12 protein-coding genes are annotated in these 15,270 nt (G+C 71.6%); all 12 read left to right on the forward strand.

Translation table 11 applies throughout. The features are described 5' to 3' along the window. Positions 1–53: 53 nt before the first annotated feature. From G6N31_RS04450 to G6N31_RS04505, 12 genes are read left to right on the forward strand one after another with little or no spacing between them, the layout of a single operon-like run. Entirely contained in the window at positions 54–488 is a 435-nt protein-coding gene (locus tag G6N31_RS04450; RefSeq protein WP_098006344.1) for a division/cell wall cluster transcriptional repressor MraZ, read from the forward strand. Continuing rightward, positions 463–1,605, forward strand: a complete 1,143-nt coding sequence (gene rsmH / locus G6N31_RS04455) for a 16S rRNA (cytosine(1402)-N(4))-methyltransferase RsmH (protein WP_098006343.1) — start codon at positions 463–465, stop codon at positions 1,603–1,605. Before G6N31_RS04450 ends, rsmH begins: the two co-directional genes overlap by 26 nt. Continuing rightward, positions 1,602–2,612 (forward strand): cell division protein FtsL, encoded by a 1,011-nt coding sequence (gene ftsL, locus G6N31_RS04460; RefSeq protein ID WP_163722030.1) that lies wholly within the window; start codon positions 1,602–1,604, stop codon positions 2,610–2,612. Before rsmH ends, ftsL begins: the two co-directional genes overlap by 4 nt. Beyond that, positions 2,609–4,522, forward strand: a complete 1,914-nt coding sequence (locus G6N31_RS04465) for a peptidoglycan D,D-transpeptidase FtsI family protein (protein WP_098003517.1) — start codon at positions 2,609–2,611, stop codon at positions 4,520–4,522. Before ftsL ends, G6N31_RS04465 begins: the two co-directional genes overlap by 4 nt. 45 nt (positions 4,523–4,567) lie before the next feature. After that, on the forward strand, positions 4,568–6,127 hold the full coding sequence (locus G6N31_RS04470; RefSeq protein ID WP_098003516.1) for a UDP-N-acetylmuramoyl-L-alanyl-D-glutamate--2,6-diaminopimelate ligase: 1,560 nt from the start codon (positions 4,568–4,570) through the stop codon (positions 6,125–6,127). Beyond that, positions 6,120–7,628, forward strand: a complete 1,509-nt coding sequence (locus tag G6N31_RS04475; RefSeq protein ID WP_098003515.1) for a UDP-N-acetylmuramoyl-tripeptide--D-alanyl-D-alanine ligase — start codon at positions 6,120–6,122, stop codon at positions 7,626–7,628. The genes G6N31_RS04470 and G6N31_RS04475 overlap by 8 nt, the downstream gene beginning before the upstream one ends. Further along, the gene (mraY, locus tag G6N31_RS04480; RefSeq protein ID WP_098003514.1) at positions 7,625–8,704 is read left to right on the forward strand and encodes a phospho-N-acetylmuramoyl-pentapeptide-transferase; all 1,080 of its coding nucleotides are present in this window, start codon (positions 7,625–7,627) and stop codon (positions 8,702–8,704) included. The genes G6N31_RS04475 and mraY overlap by 4 nt, the downstream gene beginning before the upstream one ends. Position 8,705: 1 nt before the next feature. After that, on the forward strand, positions 8,706–10,160 hold the full coding sequence (gene murD / locus G6N31_RS04485; RefSeq protein WP_420090632.1) for a UDP-N-acetylmuramoyl-L-alanine--D-glutamate ligase: 1,455 nt from the start codon (positions 8,706–8,708) through the stop codon (positions 10,158–10,160). Between the two features lie 24 nt (positions 10,161–10,184). After that, a complete protein-coding gene (gene ftsW / locus G6N31_RS04490; protein WP_163722033.1) occupies positions 10,185–11,720 on the forward strand; it encodes a putative lipid II flippase FtsW in 1,536 nt (511 codons plus the stop codon). A gap of 56 nt (positions 11,721–11,776) precedes the next feature. Next, positions 11,777–12,844, forward strand: a complete 1,068-nt coding sequence (gene murG, locus G6N31_RS04495) for an undecaprenyldiphospho-muramoylpentapeptide beta-N-acetylglucosaminyltransferase (protein ID WP_234815294.1) — start codon at positions 11,777–11,779, stop codon at positions 12,842–12,844. After that, the gene (gene murC, locus G6N31_RS04500; RefSeq protein WP_098003511.1) at positions 12,841–14,310 is read left to right on the forward strand and encodes a UDP-N-acetylmuramate--L-alanine ligase; all 1,470 of its coding nucleotides are present in this window, start codon (positions 12,841–12,843) and stop codon (positions 14,308–14,310) included. The genes murG and murC overlap by 4 nt, the downstream gene beginning before the upstream one ends. After that, the gene (locus G6N31_RS04505) at positions 14,307–15,236 is read left to right on the forward strand and encodes a cell division protein FtsQ/DivIB (protein WP_098003510.1); all 930 of its coding nucleotides are present in this window, start codon (positions 14,307–14,309) and stop codon (positions 15,234–15,236) included. The genes murC and G6N31_RS04505 overlap by 4 nt, the downstream gene beginning before the upstream one ends. Positions 15,237–15,270: the final 34 nt, after the last annotated feature.

Genomic DNA, 15,270 nt, shown 5'->3' on the forward strand with positions numbered 1-15,270 from the left:
GCGACCGGGGTTCCGTGCAGGGCGAGGCTTGAGAAGGTCTGCGAGGTGGCGAGATGTTCTTCGGCACCTACACGCCCAGGCTCGACGACAAAGGGCGACTGACGTTGCCCGCCAAGTTCCGCGACGCACTGGCAGGAGGGTTGATGGTCACCAAGAGCCAAGATCACAGCCTGGCTGTGTACCCGCGGGCGGAGTTCGAGGCGATGATCGCCGAGATCAACGGGCGGGCCAAGCGGGGCAATCCTCAGGCTCGCGCCTACCTGCGCAACCTGGCGGCCAGCACCGACGAGCAGTACCCGGACTCCCAGGGGCGGATCACCCTCTCCGCGGAGCACCGGCGCTACGCGGGTCTGAGCAAGGACTGCGTCGTCATCGGATCGATCGAGTTCCTCGAGATCTGGGACGCCGAGGCATGGCGCAACTACCAGGAGCTACACGAAGAGAACTTCTCCGCGGCCAGCGATGAAGCACTCGGCGACATCTTTTGATCTGCCCATTGGCCGGCAGGCCCGTGCAGTGTGGCCTCTGCCCGAACCGGCCCTGACGTACTTCCCCGACGTCAGGTTCGTGCTCTCGGACAGGGACCTCACTGCAGGGGCCGCCCCTGACCCCCACGGTGCTGCAATGGTCGAACACGAGCCCCACATCCCGGTGCTGCTCGACCGATGCGTCGAGCTGCTCGGCCCGGCGCTGACACGGCGCAGCCCCGACGCCGCCGGTGCCACCCTCGTCGACGCCACGCTGGGCGCCGGGGGGCACGCGGCGCGTTTCCTCGACCGCTTCCCAGGCCTGACGCTGATCGGTCTGGACCGTGACGCCGAGGCGCTGCGACTGGCCGGGCAGCGGCTGGCGCCATTCGCCGACCGCATCACGCTGGTGCACACCCGCTACGACGGCCTGGCCGACGCGATCGACCAATGCCCCTGGGCCGAAACGGGAGTTGACGCCATCCTGTTCGACCTCGGGGTGTCGTCGATGCAGCTCGACCAGGTCGAACGCGGCTTCTCCTATGCGACCGACGCGCCTCTGGACATGCGGATGGACTCGCAATCCCCGCTCACCGCCGCCGAAATTCTCAACAGCTACGACGAAAAGGACATCGCCCGCATCCTCCGTGAATACGGCGAGGAACGCTTCGCCGGCCGAATCGCCGCGCAGATCGTCAAGCGACGCACCACCACCCCGTTCACGACCACGGCCGAACTGGTCGAGTTGCTCTACGCCGCGATCCCCGCGCCGGCGCGCCGCACCGGCGGTCATCCCGCCAAGCGCACCTTTCAGGCATTGCGCATCGCGGTCAACGCGGAGCTGGAATCCCTGCGCACGGCCATCCCGGCCGCACTGGATGCGCTGCGGCCCGGCGGTCGCCTCGCGGCGATGGCCTACCAATCCCTGGAAGACCGGATCGTCAAAACCGCCTTCGCCGAGGCGACCGCATCACGTACACCGCCCGGGCTGCCAGTCGAGTTGCCCGGCCACCAACCACGATTCGTCGCCCTGACCCGCGGGGCCGAGCGTGCCGACGCCGACGAGATCAACCGAAATCCGAGAAGCGCTCCGGTCCGGCTGCGTGCGGTCGAGAAAGTGATGGGGGAGTCACGATGAAGTCGAAGAAGCCGGTACGGACGGCCCGCGCAGGAACGGCGCGGACCCGCCAGCCTGCCAAGAAGGCGCGCAAGCAGGACACCCGGCGGGCGCCGCGCGAGTCGAAACGCACCCCTGTCGACGCGACACCCCGCGGTCGCGCGAGCGCCCGCGACACCCGGCCCACCCGGTCGGCGCCCCGCACCACGCCGAAACCGCGCCCGGCCGATGTACCGGCCCGGCCGAAGAGCGCCAGCCAGGCCAAGGCCCGCGCCAAGGCCCGGAAAGCCAAAGCGCCCAAGGTCGTTCGCCCCCCGCTGCGGCAGCGGATCCTGGTCAAGCTGGCCTCGGTCGAGCTGAGCCCGCGGCGACTGGTCGCGCGGGTGCCCTTCGTGGTGCTGGTCATCGCCGCGCTCGGACTCGGTCTCGGAGTGACGCTGTGGCTGTCCACTGATGCCGCGGAGCGTTCCTACCGACTCGGCAATGCGCGGGAACTCAACCAGGCGCTGATGCAGCAGAAGGAAGCGCTCGAGCGTGATGTCCTGGCGGCCCAGGCCGCACCGGCGCTCGCCGAGGCCGCCCGCGAACTCGGCATGATCCCGTCACGCGACACCGCGCGCCTGGTGCAGGACCCCGCCGGCAACTGGGTCGTCGTCGGCACCCCCAAACCGGCCGAGGGAGTCCCGCCGCCACCGTTGAACGCGCCGCTGCCCGAACCCGAACCACCGGCGCCGCCGGCGCCGCGGGTCATCGAACCACTCGAAGTCCCGGTGCGCCTGCCCAGTGTGCAACCGCCCACCGCTGCAGATCTGCCGCCGGTGCCGCTGGCAGTGCCCGGAGTGGAGGTTCCGCACGCAGTGCCGGGAACGCTGCCCGCCCCCGGCCCGGTCCCGCAACTGCCGGCCGCCGGCGTGCCCGCCGCCGCGCCCGCACCCGTGGCCCCGCCCGCGCCGCAGACGCCCGCCCCGCCGCCGGTCGCCGAGCACGTCGTCCCGGTCGTCTCCGCCGTCCCGGGCGCGCCCGCGTGAGCCGCCGGTCGAGTCGGCCCTCCACCGGCGCCCCGACCCAGGAACGCTCGGCGCGCGCGCGGCGGACCCGCCAACCCGTATCGCCGGCCGGGTTGCGCAGCGCCTCGTTCGTCTTCCGGCACCGGGCCGGCAACGCCGCGATGTTCATGCTGCTGGTGATCGCCGCCGCCCAGTTGTTCACGCTGCAGGTGCCTCGCGCCGAAGGGTTGCGCGCCCAGGCCGCCGGTCAGCTCAAGGTCACCGACATCGACCCCGCGGTGCGCGGGGCCATCATCGACCGCAACCACGACAAGCTGGCCTTCACGATCGAGGCACGGGCGTTGACGTTCCAGCCCGTGCGGGTCCGCAAGGAACTCGAGGAGGCCGTCGCCAAGGCCGTGGAGACCGGAGCGGACGCGCCGGACCCGGACACCCGACTGGAGGACATCGCCGAGGAGGTCTCCTCCCGGCTGGGCGGCACCCCGGACCGCGCCACGGTGCTCAAGAAGCTGCGCAGCAACGAAACCTTCGTCTACCTGGCGCGTGCGGTCGACCCGGCGATCGCCGACGCGATCAGGAACGAGTTCCCCGAGGTCGGCGCCGAGCGCCAGGATCTGCGTCAGTACCCGGGTGGTTCGCTGGCGGCCAACATCGTCGGCGGCATCGACTGGGACGGCCACGGGCTGCTCGGCCTGGAGGACTCGCTCGACGCCGTTCTCGCGGGTACCGACGGGTCGGTCACCTACGACCGCGGATCCGACGGTGTGGTCATCCCGGGCAGCTACCGCGACCGTCACGACGCCGTCAACGGCTCCACGGTGATGCTCACCATCGACGACGACATCCAGTTCTACGTTCAGCAGCAGGTGCAGCTGGCCAAGGACGCCTCCGGCGCCAAGAATGTCTCGGCGGTCGTCCTCGACGCCAAGTCCGGCGAGGTGCTGGCGATGTCCAACGACAACACGTTCAACCCGGCCCAGGACCTGAGCCGGCAGAAGAACCGCGAGTTGGGTAACCCGTCGGTGTCCTCACCGTTCGAACCGGGCTCGGTCAACAAAATCGTCACCGCCGCCACCGTGCTCGAGATGGGGCTCTCCCATCCGGACGAGGTGCTGCAGGTGCCCGGCTCGATCGGGATGGGCGGGGTCACCGTCGGCGACGCGTGGGAGCACGGGGTGATGCCCTACACCACCACCGGAGTCTTCGGGAAGTCGTCGAACGTCGGCACGCTGATGCTGGCCCAGCGGATCGGCCCGGAGCGCTATGCCGAGATGCTGCGCAAGTTCGGGCTCGGTCAACGCACGGGTGTCGGGCTGCCGGGCGAGAGCGCCGGGCTGGTGCCGCCGATCGACCAGTGGTCCGGTAGCACCTTCGCCAACCTGCCCATCGGCCAGGGTCTTTCGATGACACTGCTGCAGATGACGGGCATGTACCAGGCGATCGCCAATGACGGCGTGCGCATCCCGCCGCGCATCGTCAAGGCGACCCTGGGCCCCGACGGCACCCGCACCGAGGAGCCCCGCCCCGACGGCGTCCGAGTGGTGTCGGAGAAGACCGCGCGCACCGTGCGGGACATGTTCCGGTCGGTGGTGCAGCGCGATCCGCGCGGCATCCAGCAGGGCACCGGCCCCCAGGCCGCGGTCGAGGGCTATCAGATCGCGGGCAAGACGGGCACCGCGCAGCAGATCAACCCGGCCTGTGGGTGCTACTACAGCGACGTCTACTGGATCACCTTCGCCGGGATGGCTCCGTCCGACGATCCGCGGTACGTGGTCGGCGTGATGATGGACGCGCCGCACCGTGCCGCCGACGGCTCCGCGGGCTCGTCGGCCGCGCCGTTGTTCCACAACATCGCGTCCTGGTTGCTGCAGCGCGACAACGTGCCGCTGTCGGCGGATCCAGGTGCGCCGCTGACGCTTCAGGCCGGCTGACACGACACCGGGCGGGCCCGTGGGTGTCGGTACTGTGTCAACGCCATGAATCTGCGCCCCAGCCATCCCGTCGGTATGTCCCTGACCGACCTGTCGGTGCTGGTGTCCGCTGTGGCTGTGGATGGCGTCCCGGTGCCCGGCGTCACGCTGACCGGGGTCACGCTGCGCGGGCAGGACGCCCGGCCCGGTGACCTGTTCGCCGCGCTGCCCGGCGCCCGCGCGCACGGCAATCGCTTCGCTGCCGACGCCGTCGAGCGCGGGGCGGTGGCGGTGCTGACCGACCCCGACGGGGTCGCCCAGCTCGCCGATGCCGGGGGCGTCGCGGTCCCGGTGCTGGTCCATCCGGCTCCGCGCACGGTGCTGGGGGCCGCGGCAGCGGCCGTGTATGGCAACCCGTCGCAGGCGCTGCGCGTCATCGGGGTGACCGGCACGTCGGGCAAAACGACCACCACCTACCTGGTCGAGGCCGGCCTGCGTGCCGCCGGGCGGGTGGCCGCGCTGATCGGCACCGTCGGCGTGCGCATCGACGGACGGGAGCTGCCCGGTGGGCTCACCACACCCGAAGCGCCCGACCTGCAGGCGCTGCTGGCGACGATGGTCGAGCAGCGGGTCGACACCGTGGTCATGGAGGTGTCCAGCCATGCACTGACGCTGGGCCGTGTCGACGGCACCGCGTTCGCCGTCGGCGGGTTCACCAATCTCAGCCGCGACCATCTGGACTTCCACGCATCGATGGAGGAGTACTTCGAGGCCAAGGCGCGGCTGTTCGACCGCGACGCACCGACGCACGCCGGCCGGGCCGTCGTCTGCGTCGACGACGAGTGGGGCCGCGCCCTGGCCCGCCGCCGCGACGACGCCACCACGGTCAGCGTCACCGGACCCGCCGACTGGCAGGTCGAGGACATCACCGTCGGCTCGGGTGGGCCCACCACCCAGCAGTTCCGGGCCGTCGACCCGGCCGGGGTGCACCACCATCTGCAGGTCGGCCTGCCCGGACGCTTCAATGTGGCCAACGCGCTGCTGGCCGCGGCGCTGCTCGACGCGGTCGGGGTGTCACCGGAGCAGGCCGCTCCCGGGCTGCGCGACGCGACCGTGCCGGGCCGGTTGCAGGCCATCGACCGGGGCCAGCCGTTCTCCGCGCTCGTCGACTACGCGCACAAGCCCGGAGCGCTGCACGCGATCCTCGAGACCTTGCGCGCCTCCGGTGACGGCCGGCTGGCGGTGGTCGTGGGGGCCGGCGGAAACCGGGACCGCGGAAAACGGGAACCGATGGGCCAGGTGGCCGCCGACCTGGCCGACCTGGTGGTGGTCACCGACGACAATCCGCGCGACGAGGACCCCGCCGAGATCCGCGCGGCGCTGCTGGCCGGGGCCGCCGGCGGGCGCGCCGAGATCGCGGAGATCGGGGACCGGCGCGCGGCCATCGCGCACGCTGTCGGGTGGGCACGGCCGGGCGACATTGTGGTGATCGCCGGGAAAGGCCACGAGAGCGGCCAGACCAGCCGGGGGCAGACGCGGCCGTTCGACGACCGCGTCGAACTCGCCGCCGCGCTGGACGCGTTGGTGACGCGAGGCTTGGGAACGGAAGGCATGGCACGTGATTGAGCTGACCCTGGCCGAGATCGCCGAGATCGTGGGTGGCCGCCTCGCCGACATCACCGACGAGCACGCCGCCGAGGTGCGCGTCACCGGCGGTGTCGAATTCGACTCGCGGGCCGTGGGACCCGGCAGCCTGTTTCTGGCCCTGCCGGGCGCGCGTGCCGACGGCCACGACTTCGCCTCTGCCGCAGTGCGATCCGGTGCGGTGGCGGTTCTGGCCGCGCGCCCGGTAGGTGTGCCCGCGATCATCGTGGAGCCGGTGGGGCCGCCGCCCGGACGCCACGCCGGCGTCTCCGGGGTACTGGAACACGACAGCGACGGTTCGGGCGCGGCGGTGATCGCCGCGCTGGCCAGGCTGGCCGCCGCGGTCGCGGCGCGCCTGGCCGAGCGTGGCCTGACGATCATCGGCATCACGGGGTCGTCGGGTAAGACCTCGACCAAGGATCTGATCGCCGCGGTGCTGGCCCCGCTGGGCGAGGTGATCGCCCCGCCGGGGTCGTTCAACAACGAGCTCGGGCATCCGTGGACGGTGCTGCGCGCCACCGAGTCCACCGATTTCCTGGTGCTCGAGATGTCGGCGCGGCACCGCGGGAACATCGCCGCCCTGGCCGCGATCGCGCCACCGTCCGTGGCTGTGGTGCTCAACGTCGGCACCGCCCACCTGGGGGAGTTCGGTTCGCGCGAGGCCATCGCCGAGACGAAATCCGAACTGCCGCAATCGGTTCCGGAGTCCGGCGTGGTGATCCTCAACGCCGACGACCCGGTGGTGGCCGCGATGGCCGCCAAGACCAGGGCGCGGGTGGTGCGGGTCGGGCGTTCCTCGGAATTCGACGTATGGGCCGACGCGGTGCGGCTGGACCCGCTGGCGCGGCCGCAGTTCACGCTGCACGCCGGCCACGCACAGGTGCCGGTGGCCCTGGCCGTCCACGGTGACCACCAGGTGTCCAACGCGCTGTGCGCGGCCGCGGTCGCGCTGCAGTGCGGCGCGACACCCGATCAGGTCGCGACCGCCCTGGCCGCTGCCGGCCCGGTGTCCGGTCACCGCATGCAGGTCAGCTCCCGGCCCGACGGTGTGACCGTGATCAACGATGCCTACAACGCCAACCCCGACTCGATGGCCGCCGGGCTCAAGGCGCTGGCCTGGATGAGTCGTCAGGAATCCGGGAAGGGCCGCAGCGTCGCCGTGCTGGGTGAGATGGCCGAGCTCGGTGACGACGCGATATCCGAGCACGACCGCATCGGCCGCTTGGCGGTGCGCTTAGATGTGTCTCGACTCATCGTCGTCGGAAGCGGGAGGCCTATGAGCGCCATGCTCCACGGGGCGGTCATGGAGGGTTCGTGGGGCTCGGAGGCCACCGCGGTGCCCGACGCCGACGCCGCCCTGGCCCTGCTGCGCGCCGAACTCCGCCCCGGCGACGTCGTGCTGGTCAAAGCGTCGAACTCGGCCGGCCTCGGTGCACTGGCCGACGCGCTGATCGCCGACGGCCCCGAAGCGGGTGGTCGATGAGACAGATCCTGATCGCCGTCGGCATCGCGCTGGCGGTGTCGATCCTGCTGACCCCGGTGCTGATCCGGCTGTTCACCCGGCAGGGTTTCGGCCACGAGATCCGCGAGGACGGCCCGCCCAGCCACCACAAGAAGCGCGGCACCCCGTCGATGGGCGGCGTGGCGATCCTGGCCGGCATCTGGGCCAGCTACCTGGGCACCCATCTGGTCGGTGTGGTCATGGACGGCAAGGGCCCGTCGGCCTCGGGGCTGCTGGTGTTGATGCTGGCCACCTCGCTGGGTGCGGTCGGGTTCATCGACGACATGATCAAGCTGCGGCGCGCGCGCAACCTGGGGCTGAACAAGACGGCCAAGACGGTCGGGATCCTGCTCGCCGCGGTCGTGTTCGGCGCGCTTGCGCTGCAGTTCCGCAACGCCGACGGGCTCACCCCGGGCAGCCAGGAGCTGTCCTATGTGCGCGAGATCGCGACCGTGACGTTGGCGCCGGCGATCTTCGTGCTGTTCTGCGTCGTCCTGGTCAGCGCCTGGTCCAACGCCGTGAACTTCACCGACGGACTCGACGGTCTGGCCGCCGGGGCGATGGCGATGGTCTGCGCCGCCTACGTGCTGATCACGTTCTGGCAGTTCCGCAACGCGTGCGCGATCAGCCCGGGCGTGGGCTGTTACAACGTGCGCGACCCGTTGGACCTGGCGATCGTCGCCGCGGCCACCGCCGGTGCCTGCATCGGCTTTCTCTGGTGGAACGCCGCGCCGGCCAAGATCTTCATGGGTGACACCGGATCGCTGGCGCTGGGCGGTGTCATCGCCGGCCTGTCGGTGACCAGCCGCACCGAGATGCTGGCCGTGGTGCTCGGCGCGCTGTTCGTCGCCGAGGTCACCTCGGTGGTGGTGCAGATCCTGGCGTTCCGCACCACCGGGCGCCGGGTGTTCCGGATGGCGCCGTTCCATCACCACTTCGAGCTGGTCGGCTGGGCCGAGACCACGGTGATCATCAGGTTCTGGTTGCTCACGGCCATCGCGTGCGGGCTCGGGGTGGCCCTGTTCTACAGCGAGTGGCTGACCACCGTCGGTGCCTGACGTGTTGGAACCGCTCGCCGCGGGGACCGCGGTCCTGGTCACCGGGGCCGGGATCACCGGCCGCGCCGTGCTGGCCGCGCTGCAGCCACTTGGCGTGCAGGTGACGCTGACCGACGACAACGACACGGCGCTGGCTGCGCTGGCCCACGACGGTGTCGCCACGGTCGACCCCGCCGGCGCGGTGGCCCGGATCCAGGAGTTCGCCCTGGTGATCACCAGCCCCGGATTCCCGCCCACCGCGGCGGTGCTGGCCGCAGCGGCCGACGCCGGAATCCCGGTGTGGGGTGACGTCGAGCTGGCGTGGCGACTGGACCAGTCGGGTCGGTACGGTCCGCCGCGCCGTTGGCTGGTGGTGACCGGCACCAACGGCAAGACCACGACCACGTCGATGCTGCACGCGATGTTGCAGGCCGCGGGCCGCCGTTCGGTGTTGTGCGGCAACATCGGCGACCCGGTGCTCGCATTACTCGACCAGCCCGCCGACGTGCTGGCCGTCGAGTTGTCGAGCTTTCAGCTGTACTGGGCGCCGTCGCTGCGCCCGGAGGCCGGGGCGGTGCTCAACGTCGCCGAGGACCACCTCGACTGGCACGGCTCGATGTCGGCGTACGCACAGGCCAAGGCCCGTGCGCTGACCGGCCGGGTCGCGGTGGCCGGGCTCGACGACCCGACGGCCGCCGGGTTGCTCGCCCACTCGCCCGCCCCGGTGAAGGTCGGGTTCCGGCTCGGCGCGCCCGGACCCGGTGAACTGGGCGTGCGCGACGGTGTGCTGGTGGACAACGCGTTCGCCGCTGAGTTGCCGCTCGCGCCCGCCGGCGGTGTCCCGGTCGCCGGCCCGGTAGGAGTGCTCAACGCGCTGGCCGCGGCGGCGCTGGCTCGCGCGGTCGGGGTACCCGCCCGGCCGATCGCCGAGGCGCTGGCCGACTTCCACGTCGGCCGGCACCGCGCCGAGGTCGTGGCTGTCGCCGGCGGCGTGACCTACGTCGACGACTCCAAAGCCACCAACCCGCATGCCGCGCAGGCGTCGATCACCGCGTACCCGCGGGTGGTCTGGATCGCGGGTGGACTGCTCAAGGGCGCCTCGGTCGACGAACTCGTCGCCGCCGTCGCCGACCGGCTCGTCGGTGCGGTGCTGATCGGACGGGACCGGGCCGCCGTGGCGGAGGCGTTATCGCGACACGCACCGGATGTCCCCGTCGTCGAGGTTGTAACGGGGGAGGATTCTGGGGTGCTTGAGAAAGTTGAGACAGGTGTTACTCATGTGACTCAGGTCGTCGATGCCGCGCGCAGCCCTTTGGCCGAGGCGGTGATGGCCGGTGTCCTGCAGGCGGCCCGGGGCCTGGCCGGCCCGGGTGACGCCGTGCTGCTGGCGCCGGCCGGTGCGTCGTTCGACCAGTTCAACGGGTACGCACACCGCGGCGACGCCTTCGCCGCCGCGGTCCGTGCCGCCGTCCGGTAAGCCGCGAGCAGGCAGCGAGATTCCGTGAGCAACATCCTGACCCGGTTGCGTGACCGACGCGCCAACCCCGCGGCCGAGGGGACCTCGGCGGTGGTGGCCGTGGGCTCCGATGCGTCGCATCCGGTGCCGCGGACCCGGTTCGGGTCGTGGCTCAACCGCCCGATGACGTCGTTTCACCTGATCATCGCCGTCTCAGCACTGCTGACCACGATGGGGTTGACGATGGTGCTGTCGGCGTCGGGGGTCTACTCCTACGACCACGCCGGCTCGCCCTGGTCGGTGTTCGGCAAGCAGGTGTTGTGGACGGCGATCGGGTTGCTGGCGTTCTACGTGGCGCTGCGGGTTCCGGTGCGGGTGATGCGCAAGTTCGCGTTCACCGGATTCGCGCTGACGGTCGTGCTGCTGGTCCTGGTGCTGATCCCCGGCATCGGCAAGGTCGCCAACGGGTCGCGCGGGTGGTTCGTGGTGTCGGGCTTCTCGATGCAGCCCTCGGAGCTGGCCAAGATCGCGCTGGTGATCTGGGGCGCCCACCTGCTCTCGGCCCGCCGGATGGAGCGTGCGTCACTGCGCGAGATGCTGGTTCCGCTGGTGCCGGCGACGGTCATCGCGCTGGCGCTCATCGTCGCCCAGCCCGACCTCGGCCAGACCCTGTCGATGGGCGTGATCCTGCTCGGTCTGCTGTGGTACGCCGGACTGCCGCTGCGGGTGTTCCTGAGCTCGGTGGGGGCGGTGCTGATCTCCGGTGCGGTGCTGGCGCTCTCGGCCGGCTACCGGTCGGCGCGCGTGCAGTCCTGGCTCAATCCCGCTGCCGACGCACAGGGCTCGGGCTACCAGGCCCGGCAGGCCCGGTTCGCCCTGGCCAACGGCGGCATCTTCGGCGACGGGCTCGGGCAGGGCACCGCGAAATGGAACTACCTGCCCAACGCCCACAACGACTTCATCTTCGCGATCATCGGCGAGGAACTCGGATTCGTCGGTGCCGCCGGGCTGCTGTGCCTGTTCGGGTTGTTCGCTTACACCGGCATGCGGATCGCGCGCCGTTCGGCTGATCCGTTCCTGCGGTTGCTCACCGCGACCGCCACGCTGTGGATCCTCTCGCAGGTCTTCATCAACGTCGGCTACGTGGTCGGACTGCTGCCGGTGACCGGGTTGCAGCTGCCGTTGATCTCGGCCGGCGGTACGTCGACGGCCACCACGCTGTTCATGATCGGGATCATGGCCAACGCGGCCCGGCACGAACCCGACGCGGTGGCTGCGCTGCGTGCCGGCCGCGACGACCGGGTCAACCGGCTGCTGCGACTGCCGTTGCCGGCCCCCTACGTGCCGACCCGAACCGAGGCGCTGCGCGACCGGCTGCGCTCGCGCAAGCCCGCCGCGTCGGGCACCTCGGCGACCCGGCAGCGCAACCGCGCCACCCCCGCCGCGACGCGATCGGCGCGGCGGACGTCGCGAGGCGCTGAGCAGCCGGTTAAGGCCGATCGGGGCGCGGTCCGATATGGTGCTGGCCAGCGTAAGCAGGGCCGACGGGCCCGCACACTGGAAGGTCAGCGTTACGGGTGACGGCAGTTTCGGTGGTTCTCGCCGGCGGTGGCACGGCGGGCCACGTCGAACCCGCCATGGCGGTCGCCGATGCGCTGGTGGCTCTGGAGCCCGACGTGCGGATCACCGCGCTGGGTACCGAACGCGGTCTGGAGACCCGCCTGGTCCCGCAACGCGGCTATCACCTCGAGTTGATCACGCCGGTGCCGCTGCCGCGTAAACCGTCGGCCGACCTGCTTCGGCTGCCGGGCAGGGTCGCCCGGGCGGTCCGGCAGACCCGCGCCGTCCTCGATCAAGTCGACGCCGACATCGTCATCGGTTTCGGCGGATACGTCGCGCTGCCGGCCTACCTCGCCGCGCGCGGCGCCCGGCCGAGTCGACGGGTGCCGGTGGTCATCCACGAAGCCAACGCCAGCGCCGGCCTCGCCAACAAGGTGGGCGCCCGCGGCGCGGTGCGGGTGCTCTCGGCGGTGCCCGACCCGGGCCTGGGCCGCGTCGAGGTGGTCGGCGTGCCGGTGCGCGACGCCATCACGTCACTGGACCGGATGGCTCTGCGGGCGGAGGCGCGCCGGTTCTTCGGATTCGCCGACGACGCCCGGGTGCTGTTGGTGTTCGGCGGCTCCCAGGGGGCCCGGTCGCTGAACCGGGCAGTCTCGGCAGCCGCGGAAGATCTTGCCCGACAGGGTATTTCGGTGCTGCACGCGCACGGTCCGAAGAACACCCTGGAGCTGCGGGAGCCCGGACCGGCAGACCCGCCGTATGTGGCGGTGCCCTATCTGGACCGGATGGATCTGGCGTATGCCGCGGCCGACCTGGCCATCTGCCGGTCCGGTGCGATGACGGTCGCCGAGGTCAGCGCCGTCGGCCTGCCCGCGGTGTACGTCCCGCTGCCCATAGGCAACGGCGAACAGCGGCTCAACGCCCGCCCGGTGGTCGAGGCCGGCGGTGGCCTGATCGTCGAGGATCGCGACCTGACCCCGCAGTTCGTCGCCGGCCCGGTGGCCGCGCTGCTCACCGACACCGCCCGATTGACGTCGATGACCGCCGCGGCGGCGCTGGCCGGCCATCCCGAGGCAGCCCGCCGAGTCGCCGAAGTGGCCCTCGAGGTGGCGCTGGCCCGGCGTGACGGGCGGGTGCGGCGGTGACTCAGCCCCAGCTGCCGAGCGAACTGGCCCGCGTCCACATGGTGGGTATCGGCGGGGCCGGGATGTCCGGCATCGCGCGCATTCTGCTGGACCGTGGCGCGCTGGTGTCCGGGTCGGATGCCAAAGAGTCGCGCGGGGTGATCGCGCTGCGCGCCCGCGGCGCGGTGGTGCGTATCGGCCACGACCCGGCCGCGCTGGACCTGCTGCCCGGCGGCCCGACGGTCGTCGTCACCACTCACGCGGCCATCCCGAAGGACAATCCCGAGCTCGTCGAGGCGCGGCGGCGTGACATCGCCGTGCTGCTCCGGCCCGCGGTCCTGGCCAAGCTGATGGCCGGCCACACCACGTTGATGGTGACCGGGACACACGGTAAGACGACGACCACCTCGATGTTGATCGTGGCGCTGCAGCACGCCGGGATGGATCCGTCCTTCGCCGTGGGCGGCGACCTGGCCGAACCGGGCACCAACGCCCACCGCGGCAGTGGCCCGTTCTTCGTCGCCGAGGCCGACGAGAGCGACGGTTCGCTGCTCGAGTACCACCCCGACGTGGTGGTGGTGACCAACATCGAAGCCGACCACCTCGACTTCTTCGGCAGTGTCGAGGCCTATCGGCAGGTCTTCGAGCGGTTCGTCGAGCGCATTCGGCCCGGCGGCGCGCTCGTGGTCTGCACGGACGATCCGGGAGCGCGGGCGCTGGCCGACAGCGCCGCAGCGCGATCGACGACTGTGCTGCGGTACGGCAGCGCAGGCGGCACGGGTGAGGCCCTCGACGCCGAGCTGGTGGAGTGGTCGCAGCAGGGGACCGGCGCGGTAGCGGTGATCCGACTGCATGGAGAACAGCGGCATCGGGTGATGCGGCTGGCCGTGCCCGGCCGGCACATGGCCCTCAACGCCTGTGGTGCGCTGCTGGCCGCCGTGCACGCCGGTGCGCCGGTGGAGGTGGTACTCGACGGGCTGGCCGACTTCGAGGGGGTGCGCCGGCGCTTCGAGCTGGTCGGGGCGGCCTACGGCGTCCGCGTCTTCGATGACTACGCCCATCATCCGACGGAGGTGCGCGCGACGCTGACTGCGGTGCGCGCGGTGGTCGAGCAGGGTGAGCGCGGCCGTGCGATCGTGGTGTTCCAGCCCCACTTGTACTCGCGGACCGAGGCCTTCGCGGCCGAGTTCGGAGCCGCGCTGAGCCTGGCCGACGAGGTGTTCGTGCTCGACGTCTACGCCGCGCGCGAGCAACCGCTGGCCGGGGTCAGCGGCGCCACCGTCGCCGACCACGTCACGGCACCGGTCCGCTACGTTCCCGACTTCTCCGCGGTGGCGGGAGAGGTCGCCGCGGTCGCCGAACCCGGCGACGTCGTCGTCACCATGGGTGCCGGCGACGTCACCATGTTGGGTGCGCTGATCGTGTCCGAACTCACCGACCGCGCCAACCGGGCGGCACCGGGCGGATCGGGAACGGCGCAGCGATGACCGGCCCCGCGCACGACGATCCGCCTGACAACCCCGACGCCGCCGCCGAGACCGAGACGACCGCCGAGCCTGAGGCGACCGCAGACCCTGAGGCGACCCCCGAGGCGGATGTCGAGGGCCCCCGCAGGCGGGCCCGGCGGGAACGCGAGCAACGCCGGGCCGCACAGGCCCGGGCCACGGCGATCGAGCACGCCCGCCGCGACGCCAAGCGCCGGGCGCTGGGCGGGCCGACTCCACAGGGCGCCACGCTGAGTCGCGGCGCGGTGCGCGGGCTCAAGGCGCTGCTTTGGACCACCGGGATCGCGGTGCTGGTGGTGGGGCTGGGTCTGTTGCTGTATTTCACCCCACTGATGTCGGTGCGCAACATCGTTGTGGTGGGGCTGGGCGCGGTCACCGAGCAGGAGGTCGTCGACGCGGTGGCGGTTGCTCCGGGGACGCCGTTGCTCCAGGTCGACACCGACGAGGTGGCCGGGCGGATCGCGGAGATCCGGCGCGTCGCGTCTGTCCGCGTCCAGCGCGAGTACCCGTCCACCCTGCGCGTCACCGTCGTCGAGCGGGTTCCCGTGGTCATCCGCGACTACCCGGACGGGGTGCACCAGTTCGACAAGGACGGCGTGGATTTCGCCACCGGACCGCCGCCGCCGGGCGTGCCGTACCTCGAGACCGAGAACCCGGGGCCGCAGGACCCGGCGACCCAGGCGGCGCTGCAGGTGATGACGTCGCTGCGGCCCGAGGTGGCGGCGCAGGTGGGGCGGGTGACGGCCCCGTCGGTCGCATCGATCACGTTGACGCTGGTCGACGGCCGCACCGTGGTGTGGGGGACCACCGATCGCACTGAGGAAAAGGCGCTCAAACTCGCTGCGCTGCTGACCCAGCCGGGTCAGGTCTACGACGTCTCCAGCCCGGATCTCCCGACCGTCAAATAGCGGGGCCAGAAAATTCCTCTCGCGTGTCGGCGCG

It is taken from the genome of Mycolicibacterium duvalii (assembly GCF_010726645.1).
Classification (GTDB): domain Bacteria; phylum Actinomycetota; class Actinomycetes; order Mycobacteriales; family Mycobacteriaceae; genus Mycobacterium; species Mycobacterium duvalii.

Excerpts from the sequence above, each read along its gene's own strand:
- G6N31_RS04450 (WP_098006344.1), top strand. The coding sequence starts at position 54 with ATGTTCTTCGGCACCTACACGCCCAGGCTCGACGACAAAGGGCGACTG.
- rsmH (WP_098006343.1), top strand. The coding sequence starts at position 463 with ATGAAGCACTCGGCGACATCTTTTGATCTGCCCATTGGCCGGCAGGCC.
- ftsL (WP_163722030.1), top strand. The coding sequence starts at position 1,602 with ATGAAGTCGAAGAAGCCGGTACGGACGGCCCGCGCAGGAACGGCGCGG.
- G6N31_RS04470 (WP_098003516.1), top strand. The coding sequence starts at position 4,568 with ATGAATCTGCGCCCCAGCCATCCCGTCGGTATGTCCCTGACCGACCTG.
- mraY (WP_098003514.1), top strand. The coding sequence starts at position 7,625 with ATGAGACAGATCCTGATCGCCGTCGGCATCGCGCTGGCGGTGTCGATC.
- murG (WP_234815294.1), top strand. The coding sequence starts at position 11,777 with ATGGCGGTCGCCGATGCGCTGGTGGCTCTGGAGCCCGACGTGCGGATC.
- G6N31_RS04505 (WP_098003510.1), top strand. The coding sequence starts at position 14,307 with ATGACCGGCCCCGCGCACGACGATCCGCCTGACAACCCCGACGCCGCC.